The 17,390-nt window shown below is 62.7% G+C and carries 15 protein-coding genes and 4 tRNA genes; 14 read left to right on the forward strand and 5 right to left on the reverse strand.

The genetic code is table 11. From position 1 onward, the window contains the following. Positions 1-320: 320 nt before the first annotated feature. Positions 321-1,655 carry an SseB family protein gene (locus tag HMPREF2674_RS00645; protein WP_070824558.1) on the forward strand — a complete coding sequence of 445 codons (1,335 nt, stop codon included), beginning with the start codon at positions 321-323 and terminating at the stop codon, positions 1,653-1,655. Between the two features lie 133 nt (positions 1,656-1,788). On the opposite strand, the gene HMPREF2674_RS00650 is transcribed toward HMPREF2674_RS00645, so the two are convergent. Then, entirely contained in the window at positions 1,789-2,385 is a 597-nt protein-coding gene (locus HMPREF2674_RS00650; protein ID WP_210400111.1) for a Fur family transcriptional regulator, read from the reverse strand. A gap of 186 nt (positions 2,386-2,571) precedes the next feature. Between HMPREF2674_RS00650 and HMPREF2674_RS00655 the strand changes: the two genes are divergently transcribed. Then, complete coding sequence (locus HMPREF2674_RS00655; protein WP_239662744.1) at positions 2,572-2,886, forward strand: hypothetical protein; 315 nt, start codon at positions 2,572-2,574, stop codon at positions 2,884-2,886. 138 nt (positions 2,887-3,024) lie between these two features. Then, a complete protein-coding gene (htpX, locus tag HMPREF2674_RS00660) occupies positions 3,025-3,909 on the forward strand; it encodes a zinc metalloprotease HtpX (protein WP_070824560.1) in 885 nt (294 codons plus the stop codon). A 206-nt stretch (positions 3,910-4,115) separates the two neighbouring features. Here the strand turns inward: htpX and HMPREF2674_RS00665 are convergent, their stop codons facing one another. Continuing rightward, complete coding sequence (locus tag HMPREF2674_RS00665; protein ID WP_070824561.1) at positions 4,116-4,607, reverse strand: YajQ family cyclic di-GMP-binding protein; 492 nt, start codon at positions 4,605-4,607, stop codon at positions 4,116-4,118. 140 nt (positions 4,608-4,747) lie between these two features. Between HMPREF2674_RS00665 and HMPREF2674_RS00670 the strand changes: the two genes are divergently transcribed. The 3 genes from HMPREF2674_RS00670 to HMPREF2674_RS00680 all read left to right on the forward strand — a co-directional run bounded on the left by HMPREF2674_RS00670 (position 4,748) and on the right by HMPREF2674_RS00680 (position 6,078). Then, on the forward strand, positions 4,748-5,137 hold the full coding sequence (locus HMPREF2674_RS00670; RefSeq protein WP_049346848.1) for a hypothetical protein: 390 nt from the start codon (positions 4,748-4,750) through the stop codon (positions 5,135-5,137). Between the two features lie 177 nt (positions 5,138-5,314). After that, positions 5,315-5,396, forward strand: a tRNA-Tyr gene (locus HMPREF2674_RS00675). Positions 5,397-5,700: 304 nt separating this feature from the next. Next, entirely contained in the window at positions 5,701-6,078 is a 378-nt protein-coding gene (locus HMPREF2674_RS00680) for a thioredoxin family protein (protein ID WP_049343235.1), read from the forward strand. An 87-nt stretch (positions 6,079-6,165) separates the two neighbouring features. On the opposite strand, the gene HMPREF2674_RS00685 is transcribed toward HMPREF2674_RS00680, so the two are convergent. After that, entirely contained in the window at positions 6,166-7,383 is a 1,218-nt protein-coding gene (locus HMPREF2674_RS00685; protein WP_070824562.1) for a DNA-3-methyladenine glycosylase family protein, read from the reverse strand. A gap of 169 nt (positions 7,384-7,552) precedes the next feature. Between HMPREF2674_RS00685 and HMPREF2674_RS00690 the strand changes: the two genes are divergently transcribed. The 5 genes from HMPREF2674_RS00690 to HMPREF2674_RS00710 all read left to right on the forward strand — a co-directional run bounded on the left by HMPREF2674_RS00690 (position 7,553) and on the right by HMPREF2674_RS00710 (position 12,610). Continuing rightward, entirely contained in the window at positions 7,553-9,340 is a 1,788-nt protein-coding gene (locus HMPREF2674_RS00690) for a DUF2079 domain-containing protein (protein WP_070824563.1), read from the forward strand. Positions 9,341-9,984: 644 nt separating this feature from the next. Next, positions 9,985-12,099 carry a DEAD/DEAH box helicase gene (locus HMPREF2674_RS00695; protein ID WP_080975277.1) on the forward strand — a complete coding sequence of 705 codons (2,115 nt, stop codon included), beginning with the start codon at positions 9,985-9,987 and terminating at the stop codon, positions 12,097-12,099. A gap of 258 nt (positions 12,100-12,357) precedes the next feature. Continuing rightward, positions 12,358-12,429: transfer RNA gene (locus HMPREF2674_RS00700), tRNA-Thr, on the forward strand. A 34-nt stretch (positions 12,430-12,463) separates the two neighbouring features. Continuing rightward, a tRNA-Met gene (locus HMPREF2674_RS00705) sits at positions 12,464-12,537 on the forward strand. 1 nt (position 12,538) lies between these two features. Then, positions 12,539-12,610 (forward strand) — tRNA-Thr (locus HMPREF2674_RS00710). A gap of 181 nt (positions 12,611-12,791) precedes the next feature. Here HMPREF2674_RS00710 and HMPREF2674_RS00715 read toward each other — a convergent pair. Further along, positions 12,792-13,793, reverse strand: coding sequence for an LLM class flavin-dependent oxidoreductase (locus HMPREF2674_RS00715; protein WP_049343282.1), 1,002 nt, complete (start codon positions 13,791-13,793; stop codon positions 12,792-12,794). 194 nt (positions 13,794-13,987) lie between these two features. On the opposite strand from HMPREF2674_RS00715, the gene HMPREF2674_RS00720 reads away from it, so the two are divergent. The 3 genes from HMPREF2674_RS00720 (at position 13,988) to HMPREF2674_RS00730 (ending at position 16,241) form a co-directional block, all read left to right on the forward strand. Beyond that, complete coding sequence (locus HMPREF2674_RS00720; protein ID WP_049343281.1) at positions 13,988-14,440, forward strand: MaoC family dehydratase N-terminal domain-containing protein; 453 nt, start codon at positions 13,988-13,990, stop codon at positions 14,438-14,440. Beyond that, positions 14,440-14,901 carry a MaoC family dehydratase gene (locus HMPREF2674_RS00725; RefSeq protein ID WP_049343280.1) on the forward strand — a complete coding sequence of 154 codons (462 nt, stop codon included), beginning with the start codon at positions 14,440-14,442 and terminating at the stop codon, positions 14,899-14,901. Before HMPREF2674_RS00720 ends, HMPREF2674_RS00725 begins: the two co-directional genes overlap by 1 nt. 233 nt (positions 14,902-15,134) lie before the next feature. Next, positions 15,135-16,241 carry a UDP-N-acetylmuramate dehydrogenase gene (locus tag HMPREF2674_RS00730; RefSeq protein ID WP_070824564.1) on the forward strand — a complete coding sequence of 369 codons (1,107 nt, stop codon included), beginning with the start codon at positions 15,135-15,137 and terminating at the stop codon, positions 16,239-16,241. A 143-nt stretch (positions 16,242-16,384) separates the two neighbouring features. Here HMPREF2674_RS00730 and HMPREF2674_RS00735 read toward each other — a convergent pair whose 3' ends face one another. Beyond that, positions 16,385-17,389 (reverse strand): histidine kinase, encoded by a 1,005-nt coding sequence (locus HMPREF2674_RS00735; protein WP_070824565.1) that lies wholly within the window; start codon positions 17,387-17,389, stop codon positions 16,385-16,387. Position 17,390 lies beyond the last annotated feature (1 nt).

The following is a 17,390-nucleotide window of genomic DNA, read 5'->3' on the forward strand; positions in this document are numbered from 1 at the left end:
TGTATCTGCCCTGTATCCCCCGTTTCGGGCGCTCTTTCGACGGATGCGTGGCGGGCAGGGCTCGATGGAGGAGGCCGCGGACCTCGGTTCAGCCTCTTGCTGAGGTTGAGGGCGGGGGTCTGATTCGGGGTTTTAAGGAGCGTCGAGGAGAGGGCGAACATACATCTTTCGGCGTAAACTATGACCGTGAAGCTGACACGTTCGTTAGAATCGAAGTGAGCGGCTTTTTCCGGCACCACTGCAAGCCCATAGATCTTTCACATGCAATCACGGATGCACTCTGCCGCGCCGTAATTCAACACTCAAGGATGTATGAACACATGACTGAACCCCGCCTCACCGAGACGAGTAGCCGCGCTGCGCGCATCCAGGACGCGCTCAATAACATTGGTAGCTGGCTGCTCGACGTTGTGAACGCCGACCCCGGCTGGAGCGAAATGGTACTCGACGTGAAGCCTCTCGCGGGGCAGATTTTTGTGCGGGTACGCGAATTCCGTGACGGCGAGGAGTACATCGGTACGGTTGGCCCCCTCAAGGAGGGTTCGCCCATTATCGCTGAGGTGCGCAAGCTGCAGCGCGCAGCCTACGACGGTAACCGCGGCACCTGGTTCACCGCATCTATCGTGGTGGCGGCCACCGGCTGGCCCAACCCGCAGTTCAGCGTGGGCGCATCGTACAACCGCGACGACGAGCCGGACAACTGGAAGAACGAAGGCACCCTGACCGCCACGGACGTGCGCGAGCACCTGGCTGAGTTCCCGCGTGACGCTTCCCGCGTGCCCGAGTGGGCCCGCGAACGTATGGAGGGGCGCGCCCGACACTCGGCCGCAGCGGCTCTGGGTTCGAGCGAGCACGAGATTCCGAATCCCTACCTGGTGGCTGCGCTGCAGACCTTCCGGAACGATGTGCAGGAACGCACCCTCATTAACGTGGTGCGCACGATGCTCGGCGGCGATGTTCTGCTGGACGCGACCGGTTCGCTGCTGATTCCCTCGGAGACCGACCCGATGGGCCCCGAATCCGTGCTGACCCACCAGGTGATTCGCATGCCTGAGACCGGCATGCAGGCCCTGTGCGTCTTCTCGTCCTCGGAGCACGTGGGTAAGAGCTACGTGCGCCAGGAATCCGAGGGTGAAGAGCTGATTCTTCGCGAGCCCGCGATGAAGGTCTTCATGGATTTCCTCGCGAATGAGGCGCTCGACCTAATTGTGGTCGATCCCGGAACCGATCACGAGTGCTACATTGAGCGTGCTCAGGTGCAGTGGATTGTGACCTCTCCCCGCAACGATGGCGCGAAGATGGCGCTGACCCAGGACAACATGCAGATGCTGCTGGGTTCGCTCGTGTCTCCTGCCTCGGTGCTGCTGGTGGGCGTGGACCCGAACGACATCTCGGGTTCCTCGTTCGTGTTTGATCCCGACGAGAACGGCAACCCGCAGAGTCTGCTGGTCTTCACCTCGCCGATTGAGATTGCGGCGCTGGACCCGCATATTGAGGTGCGTTCGGCGAACGCCCTGGAGATTCTGCGCTATGCGCTGGAGATTGGCGCCCCGAGCGTGAAGGTAAACGCGATTAACCCCTCGACCGTGCTGAGCGCCCAGCAGATTCGTGAGCTGCTGGAGATCGTGGACTCGCAGCCCCGTCCCGGCATGTAGCTTCAACATACTTAAAACAGCTGACCGCTAGCGGCGACCCGATGGTCGTCTCTAGCGGTCAATCTTTTAGCAGGCGGATGCGCTCCGGGATCCAGCCGACGCGTAGGATGCGGGGCGCCGCCGCGCTTAACGGTTAGTTACCCAGCAGCTGGGCCGCCGCCTCACGCTGGGCGCGGGCGAGCTTGGCCTCTTCCTCGGTCTGGCAGTCGGTGCAGACGCCCTGGTAGAGCACATCGGCGCTGAAGAGCGCCATTCCGTGAAAATCGCTGGGGGTCAGGCAGGGGGCTGAACCCACGGCGCAGTCGACGTCTTCAACCTTGCCGCAGCGCACGCAGAAGGCGTGGTGGTGGTTGTCGCCGGTACGGGTTTCGTACAGGGCGGGGGTTCCGGGCGGTTCGAACTTGCGGAGCAGGTCGATATCGGTCAGGTCCGCGAGAATGACGTAGACGGACTGGACCGTGATGGCGGGGATGCGCTCGCGCACGGCCTGCACGATGGTGTCCGCGGTGGAGTGCGGGTGGTCCTGCACGGCGTGGAGCACTGCGAGTCGCTGCTTGGTGACGCGGCGTCCGCGGGTGCGCAGGCCGGTGGTCCAGGCTTCCTCGAGCTGCTCGTCGCTCATGGGGGAGAGGACGGGTAGCCCGGTGAGGTGTGCACATCCGGGCCCGGCTAGTTGTTGTTCTGGGATGGGGGTTGTCTTCAGGTCTGTGGTGTTGTGTACGTCGGTCATGGTCCCATTTTACACGTTATTATGAGGAATTCATCATTATATTATTATGAATTCATAATAAATCCTTAGGGGGGACTCAGCAGCGGCTCACCATTTTCGGTCCTCTTTCCAGTCCTCGAGGAACTGGTGGTATCTCCCGTTCCTGCGACGACCGATGCCGTACAATCGGGAACGAAGGACCGCGCAATGAAGGCGCGACCGATAAACCGTCAAGGAACCACCGGGGAGGGTACGAACGTGGTCTACAACTTCACGAACCCCATCTATATCCTGCTGATGGTTCTGCTCTTTGGTGCGCCCCTTGTAACTCCCGTTCTCTACGCCCAGTACCGTAGCGTCAGGTCAGGATTTGACCTGGAGGGGCAAATTATGCTGGGGTTGCTCTTCATTATCTTTCTGGGAGCCTACGGCACCATCCTCATACTGGGTATCTTTCCTACCGCAACCGCGCAGGTTCTGGAGCAGGTGCCGCTCGTGACTATCCCCGGGGCTATACCCTAGCCGTCCTGCCCCGTTCTGACGCTCTGGGTGAATCTGCCGCTTTTGGGGAGGCGCCCGGCGGGCCGCTTCCGTATTCTGAAGAGTCAAGCGCGGTCTACCGCGCTGTCTATCCGCACTTTGGAGCTCAGGAGGTTCCTCATGCATCGTCACCACAATGGCCTTAAGACCACCCTGCTTATGGGGTCTATGGTGGGCCTTATGCTGCTCATCGGCGGTCTGCTGTCGGCAGCCTTTAAATCCTCGGCTTTCATCTGGATTATGGGCCTGCTGAGCCTGGGCGGCATCGCGTACACCTATTGGAACTCCGATAAGCTGGCTTTGCGTTCGATGAATGCTTACCCGGTCACTCGTGATGAGGTGCCGGTGCTTTATGACATTGTGGAGGAGCTCTCGCGTACTGCTGGCCAGCCGATACCCCGCCTCTACGTGGCCCCCACGATGACTCCGAATGCTTTTGCAACCGGCCGTAATCCGCAGAATGCGGCCGTGTGCTGCACCGAGGGTATTCTGCAGCTGCTGGATGAGCGCGAGATGCGCGGCGTGCTCGGCCACGAGCTCATGCACGTGTACAACCGCGATATCCTCACATCCTCTGTGGCCGCGGGCATTGCCTCCATCATCGGCATAATCGCCCAGGTGCTTTCTTTTGGTGCGATGTTCGGCGGCTCGAACCGCGACGACAACCGAGCCAACCCCCTCGCGGCGTTTGTGATTGCCATGCTGGCCCCGATTGCCACCCAGGTGATTCAGATGGCGATTAGTCGCACCCGCGAGTATGACGCGGACGAGGATGGCGCACGCCTGACTCGCGACCCCATCGCCCTGGCCTCCGCCCTGAATAAGCTTGAGCACGGCGTCTCTCTGTACCCGATGGACCCGAACAACCGCAGCACTCAGGCGGCGAGCGCCATGATGATTGCGAACCCTTTCGGATCCCTGCAGAACGTGATGTCCACCCACCCGCCGATGAATCAGCGCATTGCGCGCCTGCAGCAGATGGCCCGCGAAATGGGTCAGTACTAGGCTGAGCAAGCCCGCATAGTTTTTTCGTCAAACCCGCCGAGTCGGAAGATGACTCGGCGTGACGATTATGACCCGCGATGACGGGACTACAGACAAAAATCCTCGGGGTGGCTACTGTGGAAGTAGTCGTCCCGAGGATTTTTGCGCTCGATGGTGCGCGTCGGATGCGACGGGTGCATCCGCCGGCTCCATTGGACCCCGAGCGCTTAGCGGTAGTTGACGAACTGGAGGTCAACCTCAAGGTCGGCGGACTTGAGCATTGCGATAACGTCCTGCAGATCGTCGCGAGACTTGGAAGAAACGCGCAGTTCATCACCCTGGATGGTTGCCTTCACGCCCTTGGGGCCCTCCTCGCGGATCATCTTGGAGATCTTCTTTGCCTGGTCCTGCGCGATGCCTTCCTTGATGGAGCACTCGATGCGGGTTTCCTTGCCGGAGGCGTAGGGCTTGCCCGCGTCCAGGGACTTCAGGGAGATGCCGCGCTTGACCAGCTTCGACTGGAACACATCCAGTACGGCCAGGGCGCGCTCTTCGGCGTTTGCCTTAATGAGGATCTTGTCGCCGGAGTAGTCGATTTCTGCGCCGACGCCGCGGAAGTCGTAGCGCTGGGAGATTTCCTTCTGAGCCTGGTGCAGGGCGTTGGATACTTCCTGCTTGTCGACCTTGGAGACGATATCGAACGAAGATTCGCTAGCCATGGATATTCCTTTCGTGAACGGGGTGCCGGGGCACCGGTTAGTACTAGCCTACCGGGTCTACGGAGTTGTTCACAGCTAACTAACAGAAATGCCGACCTGTTTTACAGGTCACTCTAACCTTTGAAGAGGATAATAGAAGTATGACCACTTATGACCTGTCCGTGACGGACGTGCAAGCGAGCGAAGAAGCTCGAGACCTGCAGACCCTTCTCTTTATGGACTTGCATAATTCTCTGAGTCCTGAACCCGAGGATATTCCCGAGGCCGAGCGCCTCGCCCCCGAACCTTCCCTGGAAAGCCTTCAGCTCGAGCTCCCCGACGAGGATTCTGAGCCCTCTCCCTTCGACGGTATTGGCATCACCCTGACGGAGCCTTCGCTTGTAGCTCGATTCTGCGGCGTTCGTCGCGACCTGGAGCGCGAAATTTCCGGCGGCATGTGCACGGTTGAGCAGGCGCGCCGCTACCTGGAGCACCTTGAGATTGTGCTGTTGCTTGAGCAGGACGGCGATATTCCTTCCCGTTCCTTCTAGGCTGGGTGCCTCCCAGACTGATAGTCGTGAGGTTTGCCGTTCTTGCGGGGTTCCGGGCCAAGAGCCATCATCGAGTATAACCTTCATCACAAATTCAGCTCTGAAGTGTACACGGCTCGTAATCTGCTGTAGAGTAGTCTCTGTTCGCGTGAGCGAGCAACTAGCACCTAGCTAGGCGGCAGGTTACCCGAGCGGCCAAAGGGGGCTGACTGTAAATCAGCTGGCACTGCCTACGGGGGTTCGAATCCCTCACCTGCCACAAATAGCCCGGTTACGAAAGTAACCGGGCTTTTGTGCATCTAAAACCAAAAGCTTAGCGGTGAGGCGCATCTGCGCGATGATGCTCCTCAGCGAAGTCCAGGTACGGTTTGTGCCTGCCGGGTAGCGCGCCTCCACAATCGGCCACAGGAACCTTCACCGGAGTTCCCGCGACACGCCTAAAACTCGGCAGAAACTACCGCGTAAAGAGCCAACTATGACGGCTGCTTGTCATATCTTTCACAATGTTTGAATCCCAGGGCGAACAATTAGCGATTGGGATGTAGAAGGTGTAGCGTTATCACATGGCTACTATTGAAATTACTCAGCAGAACCTGACTTCTACCGTCGAGGGCAACGACATCGTCTTCCTGGACTTCTGGGCAGATTGGTGCGGTCCCTGCAAGCAGTTCTCCCCCGTCTACGAGGCGGCTTCGGAGAAGCACAGCGACATCGTTTTCGGCAAGGTTGACACCGAGGCCCAGGGCCAGCTCGCCCAGGCCGCAGGCATTACCTCCATCCCCACCATCATGGGCTTCCGTGGCGGTATCCTGGTGTACCAGCAGGCTGGTGCACTGCGCGAGGACCAGCTCGAGACCGTGATCAGCTCGATCCGCGAGCTCGACATGGACAAGGTCCGTGCAGAGATTGCAGCGGCTGAAGGTTCCGCAGAGAAGAAGTAAGCTCAACCACGCATCAGAGCTTGAACGGGGCGTACCCACCGGAGTAACCGGAGGGTGCGCCCCGTTGCTTGTGCTCTCACCGGGCACTCAGCGCTCGCGGTGATCCTCAATGCTCATGCGCGCGCCGAAGCGCTGCTTCCAGAAGCCCGAGGCGTACATGTAGCGCACCACGCGCTGCCGGTGCGGGCTGTAGGGGGCGAGCAAGGCGAGCATGCCCGCATCATCGGTGCGGCGGCCCCCGAGCAGTTCGCCAACCGAGTGGGCCAGATGGTAATCGCCGACGCTGATAGCGTCCGGATGCCCGCAGACGCGCTGGAGGGTTTCGGCAATGCTCCACGGGCCTACTCCGCGTAGCGTGTTGAGCGCCCGGGCCAGGGCGGTGACATCGCCGGTGCCGGCAACCCGAGCGATGGCGGGGGCGGAGCGGGCGTAGGCGCGCACCGCATCGTAGCGGCTCTTATCCACGCCCGCCCGGTGCCAATCCCAGGTGGGGATGGCCGCCAGGGTGCGGGCCGTGGGGTAGACGCGCATGCCCTCGGGCTGAGCGGGGAGGCCGCTTGCCGGGGCAGGTTCGCCGTGCCGGTACAGAATCCACCGCAACGCCCTGAAGGCTTCGGTCTGCGTGATGCGCTGTTCCACAATGGCGTTGAGTACGTGCCGGTCCAGCTGGCCCGAGGCGCTTAGCCGTAGCCCGGGGTTGGCCCGCCACGCGGTACGGATGCGCTCGGGGAGTTCCCCAAACGAGGGAAGGGACGCGAAATCCTCTGGACGGTCGTGCAGACCCAGCCAGTAGGTCATCTCATCGGCCAGCGCTCGTACGTCGTGGCGCGCCGCCAGCTGCCGCTCGGCGGAGTCGTAGGAAGCCCAGATGCGAACGCGGACGGGGCGCATCAGCAGCCGGTGCAGGGCCGGAAGGGCGGCTGCCGCGGAATCGGGAAGGCGCTCTGCGAAGAGCACCGCGGGAAAGTTATGTTCCGGCGTGCGGGCCGTAATCCAGATGCGTTCGGCTCCGGCCTCTCGGCTGAGCGCGCGGTAGGCCGGATCGCTCGCGCCTCGGCTCAGCGCGCCCAGCGTCTGCGCCAGGTGCACGGGAACCTGCGGCTCGACGATAACCTCGCAGGACTCGGGCGCGAGGGTGCCCGGCAGGGAGCGCGTACCCGCGGGGGAGAGCGAGCGAATCGTCACGCGCGGTTCGGCACGCAACGGTCCCGGGGCATAGGGCAGGCGCGCCGCGGCCAGCGGGTGCGGGTTAGTGCCCGCTGCCGGAGATAGCGTCCGGGGGGTCGAGGGGGGTTGCGTGCTCACAGCACCAGTCTACGCGGCCGGGTTCTGGGCTTCGAGCCGACGGAGCCCGGCGATGGAGCGTCCCGGACTCATACGCTACCCTAGAGTGATAAGGAATGTGTACAGTGCATCACAGGGCTGGCGGTGAAACCCGGGCTTCGACGGATGCGCTCCCGAGGGAAGGACGCCCATGGCATCGGAAGAGACTGAAGTAGCCGCCCAGAGCGCGGCTCCGACGAAGCCTCGAATCACCGGTGGCTTAGCTTCCCGTTCGGGCGTCGCCGGGGGCCTCCGCGAGCGCCTCAAGCGCATCCGTCTGCTTGACCTGCTCCCCGGACTGGTGCTGGGCGTGGCCGTTATGGCGCTGTACACCTACTACTCGCTGCAGCAGGTTAAGCACTGGGTGACCCCCTCGTGGGACCTGGCAATCTTCACGCAGATGGCCCAGGCGTACTCGCACTTCTCCGCACCAATCGTGCCGGTTAAGGGGCCCGGTTTTAACCTCTGGGGCGATCACTTCCACCCCATTCTGATGCTGCTGGGGCCGATTTACGGGATGTTTCCCTCGCCCACGACCCTGCTCGTTGTGCAGAACGCCCTAATTGCGGCCGCAACGAGTGCCATCGTCTTCTTCACCCAGCGTGCCTTTACCCTGGCTCGAGCCTCCCGAACAGGTGAGGAAGCTGAGCCGTCCCGGTTCCAGCGGTTCGTGCCGACGCTGACCGGTCTTCTGCTCGGTGCGGGCTTCGCCCTGAGCTTTGGCGTGCAGCAGGCCGTCGCCGCGCAGTTCCACGAAGTGGCCTTTGCCGTGCCCCTGCTGATCGTGAGCCTGGGCTATCTGGTGCTCGCCTCGCGCGTGAGCGGCGACGAACGAAACCGATACCTTGCCCGCGCCTGCTGGTGGGCGCTGCCCATCGCCTTCGTCAAGGAGGATATGGGCGTAACCGTGGCCGTCATCGGCGTTGTGGCCCTGATTCGTAGCGGCTGGTTGGGTGTCGCGTACGATATTCTGTTGCCCCGCCTCTCTGAGGGAGAACCGGCTTCGTTCCGCGTTCGCCTGCGTTCCCTATACCACTCCTGGGCCCGCACTCGCGCGGTTGCCGAGTCGAGCATGGTAATTGCGTGGGGCATCTTCTGGTCGGTGGTCTCAATCGCCGTGATTCTGCCCTACTTCAACAGCGGCGGAACCTTTGACTACGCCGACAAGGTGAATGTTGCCGCTGCCGTTGGGGATCCCTTCGGCTCCCTGATTCAGATGATGAATAACAACACGAAGATGGCGACCCTGGGCCTGCTACTCATCACGGGTGCGGTGCTGTGGGTTGGCTCGCCCCTTGCGCTGGTGGCTCTGCCGACCATCGCGTGGCGTCTGCTCTCCACGATGGAGTCCTACTGGGCCAGCACCTGGCACTACTCTCTGGTGCTGATGCCGGTCGTCTTCTGCGCCCTGCTGGATACCGTGCTACGGATGCGCTACGGTGCGATTCCGGCCCGCAAACTCGCGGAGCCCGCCGAGGTTCCCGACGCCCCCAAGGAGCCTTCCGGTCGCAGCCGCATCCGGGTTCGCAACCTGCCGGTGTGGATTCTTCCTGCCGTAGCGCTTTTCTTGGCCGCTTCCCCGATTTTCGTGCCGGGCTCGACGCAGCCTCTCGCAGCCCTGGCGAACTCGCAGTTTACCGACTCTGCTTTGACCTCCAGCGATCAGATGAAGCTCAAGGCCGTGCAGCAGGTGCCCGAGGGCGTTACCGTGGCCTCGGATTTGTCCATTCTGACGCAGCTGATTCCTGGTCGCACCGTCTACTGGATTGGTCATACCGGCGAGCCGGCCCCCGAGTACGTGGTGATTGACCGCAGCAATAACTCCTGGGGTGGTAATCCTCCGGCGAATGTGGCCCAGTACGCCGCTGACCGTTACGGCCACTCCTACGCTAAGCACGCGACCGTCGGCACGATCGATATCGTGCGCCGCGTCGACTAGCCCCTCGGCTAAGCCTCTAGATGAGCGCCCACCCTCCAAGAGTGAGGGTGGGCGCTCGTGCCTAAGAGATGAGGTTTTAAGCACCTTTTTATAGCCGAGGAAGGGACCCTGCGGTACACTGTATAAACACGGGAACCCCCGATGAAGGTCTTGTGCGCACCGAGCACCCCAGGTGGTGTCATTTCGGAAAGTGCGCCGTACTCACCATCACCGATTGATACGCCCCGAAAGTTGCGGCTCCGCCGCACTCGGGCTTCTCTGAACGATCTCTGGTCAAAGCCTCCTGACGCGTCTGCTGTTACAGACTGATACACCATACGGGTGAGGCCCCACGCCAGGAATACGTGACGCCTTATGTGAGCACAATTGACCGTACCCCTCTCCGCCCCGCGCGCCCGGTGCGCGTTCTCGGCGCGGTGACGTACGAGTCTCCAATTGTGTAGCGAGAAATTCAAGACCGCTCCCAGCAGTAACCCTCACACCCTCACTGTGCCCTCTGCGCCCCGCGCGAGGGGATAACCGGGTGTGTGCGGTGAAACCGTCGGCTGAACAATACGCCGGACGCATGTGACTGGGCCGTGAAGGGGACACCCGGTAAGCGCCGAAGAGCGTGCGCTATCCACCCCTACCGTATAGAGGAAAAATTGACTGAGAATACCGCTACCCCGGCCGAACTGAACGCCGAGGCAGAGACCGTTGTGACCGCTGAGAACAACGTTGAGACCCCCGCCGCGGAAGAAACCGCGGCGGAGACTACCGCAGAAACCACCGCAGACGCCCCCGCCGAAAAGGCTGAGGAAGCGGGCGTGCGCTTTACCGACCTGGGCCTGGACGCCCGCGTCCTGGCTGCTCTGGAAGAGGTCGGCTACGAGAAGCCGTCCCCCATTCAGGAACAGACCATCCCGCTGCTGCTCGAGGGCCGCGACGTGGTCGGTCTGGCGCAGACCGGTACCGGTAAGACCGCGGCCTTCGCGCTGCCGGCCCTCTCCCGCATGGCTGAACTCGCCGACATCAACGGTGTCTCCCGCGACACCCAGGTGCTGGTCCTGGCCCCCACCCGCGAGCTGGCCCTGCAGGTTGCAGAGGCCTTCTCCTCCTACGCAACCCATATGGAGGACTTCACCGTGCTGCCGATTTACGGCGGCTCCCCCTACGGCCCGCAGCTGGCCGGCCTGCGCCGCGGTGCGCAGGTCGTCGTCGGTACCCCCGGCCGCGTGATTGACCACCTGGAAAAGGGCTCCCTGGACCTGTCCAACCTGCAGTACCTGGTTCTGGACGAGGCCGACGAAATGCTTCGCATGGGCTTCGCCGAAGACGTGGAGAAGATCCTCGAAGGCACCCCCGACAGCAAGCAGGTGGCCCTGTTCTCCGCCACCATGCCCAACTCGATCCGCAAGATCGCTCAGCAGTACCTGACCGATCCGGTCGAGATTCGCGTGAAGGCTAAGACCACCACCAGCGCCAACATCTCCCAGCGCTACATGCAGGTCATGCACTCCCACAAGCTGGACGCCATGACCCGAGTGCTCGAGGTTGAAAACTACGACGGCATTATCGTCTTCGTGCGCACCAAGAAGGAGACCGAGGAGGTCGCCGACAAGCTGAAGGCCCGCGGCTTTGCGGCGGCTGCCATCAACGGTGACATTCCCCAGCAGCTGCGTGAGCGCACCGTGGATGCCCTGCGCGACGGCCGCATCGACATCCTCGTGGCAACCGACGTGGCGGCACGCGGCCTGGATGTGGAGCGCATCTCCCTGGTCGTCAACTACGACATCCCCCACGATACCGAGTCCTACGTGCACCGCATTGGCCGTACCGGCCGTGCAGGCCGCGAGGGTGCCGCCATTCTGTTCGTGACCCCGCGCGAGAAGTACATGCTGCGCCAGATCGAGAAGGCTACCCGCCAGAAGGTCGAGCCCATGCACATGCCGACCGCGGAGGCCGTGAACGAGACCCGTAAGCAGCGTTTCGCCCAGCAGATTACTGAGACCATCGAGTCCGAGGACCTGAGCTTCTTCCGCCAGATTATTGAGGACTACGAGAACGAGCACGACACCACCGCCGAGGATATCGCGGCCGCACTGGCCGTTATCGCCCAGCAGGGTCGCCCGTTCTTCCTGGACGAGTCTGAGGACATCGCCCGCAACTCCCGCCCCTTCTCCGACGATGATTCGGACCGCGGCGGCCGCAAGGGCAAGCGCGTGCACAACGACGAGGGCATGGTCAACTACAAGCTGAACGTTGGCCGTTCCTCCCGTGTGACCGCGGGCGCCATCGTGGGTGCGCTGGCTAACGAGGGCGGCATCAAGGGCTCGCAGATTGGCTCGATTGATATCCGTCAGCACTTCACCATTGTGGGCCTGCCCCAGGACCTGCCGCGCGACTTCTTCGATCGTCTGCGCGACACCAAGATTGCCGGTGAGTTCATCAACATCCGTAAGGACAACGGCCCCAAGGGTGGCGGACGCGGCTTCGGCGGCGGCCGTCGCGAGGGCGGCTACCGCGACTTCGACCGCCGTGAGGGTGGCCGTAATAACCGTCGTGACGATAACCGTCGCGAGGGCGGCTACCGCGGTAACCGTGACGGTGGTCGTGACTTCGGCGGCGACCGCGACTTCAAGCGTCGTGACGACCGCGGTGCTCGCCGCGATGACCGCGGCGGCCGCGAGTACGGTAACCGCGACTTCGGCGGCCGTAATAACCGTCGTGACGATAACCGTCGCGACGGCTACCGCGGCGGTCGCGGCAAGCGCTACTAAGCGGGCGTTGTATCCCGGAAGCCGTATCCCGCGCCGCGTGACCGGAGCGTCGCGTAGCGCGGGGAGGGCTCAAAGCGTCCAGGCCGGTGGGGGACGAATTATCCGTTTCTCCGCCGGCCTTTTGTTTGTCTCGCGCGTCCGATTGCGGCGGCATGGCGGGGAGCATGGAGGAGTGGATTCCCGAGGGTAAAATTGTGGTGTATGCCATACTATTCGCGCTTGCGGGTGCCCCTAAAGCCATGTATAGTTTTACCTGTTGCCCCGATAGCTCAGTGGTAGAGCGCCATCTTGGTAAGATGGAGGTCCCGGGATCGATTCCCGGTCGGGGCTCTGTCATTAGCCCGTTATGCGGCGTTAATGATGTGGCGGTGTAGCTCAGCTGGTTAGAGCGCACGACTCATAATCGTGAGGTCGACGGATCGAGCCCGTCCACCGCTACGCCCCGATAGCTCAGTGGTAGAGCGCCATCTTGGTAAGATGGAGGTCCCGGGATCGATTCCCGGTCGGGGCTCAGATAAGCCTGTCTCTTCGGAGGCAGGCTTTTTTGTTTGCCAATTTTCTCTGCCTATTTTCTTTGCCTGAAGCCTGGTCTGCAGGTGCTCAATAGGTACTCAGCGCACGGCTCGATACCGGGCATAGCGAAGCCCCCGAGAAAAACTCGGGGGCTTCATCTTTATGCTCTGATCAAAGCGTTAGGAGGCGCGGCGCACCACCGGCAGCTGGGACAGCAGCTCGTAGGAGCGCAAGCGGTCCTCATGCTCCCACGCCTCGGTCATGACGATGAGCTCATCAGCGCCCGTACGCGCCACCAGGTCCTCAATACGAGCCTGCGCGGTGGCGGGGGAGCCTACGATTGCTTCGGCGGTCATGCGGTCGATGTGCATCTTCTCCGTGTCGGTCCAGACGGCGTCCATATCTCCCACGGGAGGTGCGAAAGACAGATTGCCGCGCACCACGCCCAGGAAATGCTGCTGCTGGCTCGTGTACAGGTAGCGTGCCCGTTCGTCGGTATCGGCGAGCATTGCGGTTGCACCCACCATGACGTAGGGCTGCTCCAGGTGCTCCGAGGGCTTGAAGTTTGCGCGGTAGGTGTCTACCGCCTCCTGCAGCATTGCGGGCGCAAAATGCGAAGCGAACGCGTAGGGCAGACCCAGCTGCGCGGCAAGCTGCGCGCCGAACAGGGAGGAACCCAGAATGTACATGGGAACCTTCGAGCCCTGGCCCGGGATGGCGTGCACGCGGTGCATGGGGGAGGGCTCGCCCAGGAAGCGCTGTAGCTGCTGCACCTCGGCGGGGAAGCTCATAGCGGCAGAATCATCGCGGCGCAGAGCGGCGGCGGTCATCGGGTCGGTGCCGGGCGCACGGCCCACACCCAGGTCAATACGACCGGGGTGGAACGCGTTGAGGGTACCGAACTGCTCCGCCACCACGTAGGGTGCGTGGTTGGGGAGCATAATGCCGCCTGAACCCACGCGAATACGCTCGGTTGCGGCGGCAATCTCCGCCATGACCACGACAGTCGCCGAGGACAGCAGGGAGCCGGCATTGTGGTGCTCGGCGACCCAGAAACGCTCGTAACCGTAGGACTCAGCCGCGCGGGCGGCATCGATGGTGTTGAGCATGGTCTGGTGCTGGCTCTGGTCGGGGCGGTGCGGCATCAGGTCAAGCACCGAAATTTTTACGTTGGAAGACATAACTTCTCCTTCTGAAATAGATTGCAGGTACCCGTCCAGCCTACGCCTGCTTGGGCTGGATAGGTAGGGGCCTTCGCTAGCAGGTAAAAATGCGACGAAATACTGCACGCCTGCATGCCGGTTACCTGCACAGCGGTCTGTCCACTCTGCGCGTTCGAGCTGAACACTGTGCACAAGAACGGTAGACTGAAATCATGAGCATTAACCCTGAGATTGTGGGCAGGGTCTATCCCGCCGAGGGCACCTACGCCGTCGGTCGCGAAAAGATCCGCGAGTTTGCCCGAGCAGTTCACGCAGAAAACCCCCTCCACCACGACGTTGAGGCAGCCCGCGCGGCAGGGTACGCAGATGTGATTGCCCCGCCGACCTTCGCCATTATCCTGGCGCAGGCAGCCGACGCGGCACTCATCAACGACGAGTCCGCGGGCATCGACTTCTCGCGCGTCGTGCATGCCGACCAGCGTTTCACTCACCACCGCCCCATCGTGGCCGGTGACGAGTTGCGCACCGAGGTTCACGTGGACTCCGTGCGCGTTATGGGTGCCGGCGCAATGCTGACCACCCGCGAAGAAATCGTTGACGCCCAGGGCGAGCCGGTCACCACCTGCATTTCTTCCCTGCTGGTTCGTGCCGAGGAGGAAAACTAATGGTGCGTTTCGAAAATCTTGAAAAGGGCCAGGACATCGGTTCGCGTACCGTGGAGCTCTCCCGCGCTTCGCTGGTGCGTTACGCTGGCGCATCCGGTGACTTCAACCCGATTCACTGGAACGAGCGTTTTGCCCAGTCGGTGGGCCTGTCCGGCGTGATTGCGCACGGCATGCTGACCATGGGCACCGCCGTGCAGCTCGTGAGCGACTGGGCGGGCGACCCCGGCGCGATCGTGGACTACCAGACCCGTTTCACCAAGCCCGTTCCCGTGGCGGATGCACCCGGCGGCGAAAACCCCGACACCCCCACGAACGCCCTGACCATCAGCGGTAAGGTGGGTGCCCTGAACGAGGAAGAGCGCACCGCCCGCATTGACCTGACCGTCACCGCTCGTGATGAGGAAGGCAAGGAGCAGAAGGTTCTGATGAAGAGCCAGGCTCTGGTGCGTCTTTCGGCATAGTCCCTCGGCACAGAGTTTCTGTGCTCGCAGATAGCTGTGTGAAGGCCCCGGCGCTACCCGATGCGGTGGTGCCGGGGCTTTGCGCGCTCACCGCTTTTGTGCGCTTACCGGCGGGGTAGTTGCGTTTTCTGAGAAAGGTACGGCGGAAAATGAAGACAAAATCACCATAAGGTTTTCGTGACTTTAACGTGTGGCGGGTGTTGACCCCGCACAACGACCGGTATTCTTAACCTATGACTGAAAAGCTGTTGAGCGAACTGACCACCGCCCAGGTAGGCGGCCCCGCTAAGACCTACGTCCGCGCCACCTCCGAAGCAGAAATTATCGAAGCAGTCTCCGCTGCAGACGCCGCAGGCGAACCCGTCCTCATCGTGGGCGGCGGCTCCAACCTGCTGGTTTCCGACGAAGGCTTCAACGGAACCGTCGTGCACATCGCCTCCGAAGGCGTAGAGGTTCTGCCCATCCCCGCATGCGGCGGCGCGAACGTGCGCGTGCAGGCGGGCACCATCTGGGACGACTTCGTGAAGCTCAGCATCGAGAACGAATGGGTTGGCCCCGCGGCTCTCTCCGGCATTCCCGGCACCGTGGGTGCAACCCCCGTGCAGAATGTCGGCGCATACGGCGTTGAGGTGGGCGAGTTCATCGCCTCCGTACGCACCTGGGACCGCGAAAAGAACACTCGGAAGACCTTCGCGAGCGCAGACCTGCGCTTCGGCTACCGCGACTCGGTGCTCAAGCGCGCAACCGTCAACGGCTCGCCCCGCTACGTGGTGCTGACCGTCGATTTCCAGTTCACCCTCGGTAGCCTGTCCTCCCCGATTCGTTACGCCGAGCTGGCGAAGAGCCTGGGCGTTGAGCCCGGTCAGCGCGCCGAATCCGCCCTGGTACGCGAAAAGGTGCTTCAGTTGCGCGGCTCCAAGGGCATGGTGCTCAACCCCGAGGATCGCGACACCTTCTCCACCGGTTCCTTCTTCACCAACCCGATCGTTCCGCGCTCGGCCCTGGATTCCCTGCCCGAGGGCGCCCCGAACTTCCCGGTGGTCGTGAAGACTTCCCCGTTCACCGCGGGTGTTGAGGATCCCGATCATGTGAAGCTCTCGGCTGCCTGGCTGATTCAGCACGCCGGTTTCGACAAGGGCTTCGGTCTGGAGGGCGAGTCCCGCGAGATTGCCCACGGCCGCGCAAGCCTGTCGACCAAGCACACTCTGGCCATTACGAACCGCGGTGGCGCCTCCGCCGAGGATATCTTCGCGATTGCTCGCGCCGTGCGTGACGGCGTGCGCGAGCGCTTTGGCGTAACCCTCGTACCCGAGCCCGTCGTGGTCAACGGCGAAATCTAGACGCCATTGTAGTGACGATGCCCCGGTTCCGTTTTGTGTGAAACGGAACCGGGGTATCGTGCGTTTATGGGGAAGCGGTTATTCCGCCCGGAGCCTGCCTGACCGCAAGCGACTGTGCCGGAAGTGACCGTGCCGGATGCAACCTAACGGGGATCGGCCGAGGGAGATTCGCCGGGGGCCGGTAGGGTCTGGCTCCGCGGAGGGGCCTCGCGGCCGGTAGCTGCGGGAGCCTCGGGCAGATGCCGCACGAGTGCCTGTACAGCAAAGGGGACCCGTTCGCGGGGGCAGGGGACGTGGAAAATCGGCTTGTGCCTCACGGGACGGCAGGGGAAGTATTCGGCGTCCTCGCGGGTGGACCAGACGATATTGCCGAACTCGTTCGGCACGGGCGAGAGCACGTTGGCGTAGTAGGCGCGGGCCTCGCCGCCCGCGGATTCATCCTGCTCAATGATGAGCGCGCGCACCATGCCCGCGGAAACCTCTCGGCCCGCCTCTGCCTCATCCGGGCGTTCGGAGGGATTCAGATGTACAGCCCGCAGCCTGTCCCCGAGCTCGTCCACGCGGGCCTCGCCGGGGGCCAGAACAGAGGCCTGCGCCGCGAGAGATGCGCAGAGGCCTTCACAGAGTGCACGAATCAGCGCCATGCGGGCCGGGTAGATGTCGGTGATATCCCAGCCGAGCAGGGGCGGGGCGGAAGAGACCGCGGGGGAAGAATCCCCTTCCTGGCGTAGATTCTCCTTGCCCCGGTTCTCATCGCGCCGGGGCGTTCCGGGCGCATCCAGCGGAAGGTAGCCGCGGGCTATCAACCCGCGCTCCACCGCGCGACCGTCGCGCTGCTCCCAGAAGCTACGCGAGGACACGCTGAAGAGGAGTTGCGCATCGCGCACCTGCACGGTGAGCACGAAGTCCTGCGGGTAGGAGTTCTTGTACCGGGGTCTCAATGCAATCGGCTTATCGGTGGGTCCGAAGTTCTCGGGCCAGTCCAGGTAGTAGCTCATGGAAGCCCCGTCGCTACGATGCACCGTGAGCTCGCCGGGGAGCAGCTGGGCCTCGGGCGTTCCCGCGCGGCGGGCGGTGGCGTAGCGCTCGCTCACGGGCCAGGGCGTGAACTCTGTCCGGTAGGCGGTGGGTACAAAAGAATCAAGCATT

This window comes from Rothia sp. HMSC062F03 (assembly GCF_001836905.1).
In the GTDB taxonomy this organism is placed as follows: Bacteria; Actinomycetota; Actinomycetes; order Actinomycetales; family Micrococcaceae; genus Rothia; species Rothia mucilaginosa_A.

What these genes read in the sequence shown, in the direction of transcription:
- HMPREF2674_RS00645 (WP_070824558.1), top strand. Translation starts at nt 321, where the DNA reads ATGACTGAACCCCGCCTCACCGAGACGAGTAGCCGCGCTGCGCGCATC.
- HMPREF2674_RS00650 (WP_210400111.1), bottom strand. Translation starts at nt 2,385, where the DNA reads ATGACCGACGTACACAACACCACAGACCTGAAGACAACCCCCATCCCA.
- HMPREF2674_RS00655 (WP_239662744.1), top strand. Translation starts at nt 2,572, where the DNA reads ATGAAGGCGCGACCGATAAACCGTCAAGGAACCACCGGGGAGGGTACG.
- htpX (WP_070824560.1), top strand. Translation starts at nt 3,025, where the DNA reads ATGCATCGTCACCACAATGGCCTTAAGACCACCCTGCTTATGGGGTCT.
- HMPREF2674_RS00665 (WP_070824561.1), bottom strand. Translation starts at nt 4,607, where the DNA reads ATGGCTAGCGAATCTTCGTTCGATATCGTCTCCAAGGTCGACAAGCAG.
- HMPREF2674_RS00670 (WP_049346848.1), top strand. Translation starts at nt 4,748, where the DNA reads ATGACCACTTATGACCTGTCCGTGACGGACGTGCAAGCGAGCGAAGAA.
- HMPREF2674_RS00680 (WP_049343235.1), top strand. Translation starts at nt 5,701, where the DNA reads ATGGCTACTATTGAAATTACTCAGCAGAACCTGACTTCTACCGTCGAG.
- HMPREF2674_RS00690 (WP_070824563.1), top strand. Translation starts at nt 7,553, where the DNA reads ATGGCATCGGAAGAGACTGAAGTAGCCGCCCAGAGCGCGGCTCCGACG.
- HMPREF2674_RS00715 (WP_049343282.1), bottom strand. Translation starts at nt 13,793, where the DNA reads ATGTCTTCCAACGTAAAAATTTCGGTGCTTGACCTGATGCCGCACCGC.
- HMPREF2674_RS00720 (WP_049343281.1), top strand. Translation starts at nt 13,988, where the DNA reads ATGAGCATTAACCCTGAGATTGTGGGCAGGGTCTATCCCGCCGAGGGC.
- HMPREF2674_RS00725 (WP_049343280.1), top strand. Translation starts at nt 14,440, where the DNA reads ATGGTGCGTTTCGAAAATCTTGAAAAGGGCCAGGACATCGGTTCGCGT.
- HMPREF2674_RS00730 (WP_070824564.1), top strand. Translation starts at nt 15,135, where the DNA reads ATGACTGAAAAGCTGTTGAGCGAACTGACCACCGCCCAGGTAGGCGGC.
- HMPREF2674_RS00735 (WP_070824565.1), bottom strand. Translation starts at nt 17,389, where the DNA reads ATGCTTGATTCTTTTGTACCCACCGCCTACCGGACAGAGTTCACGCCC.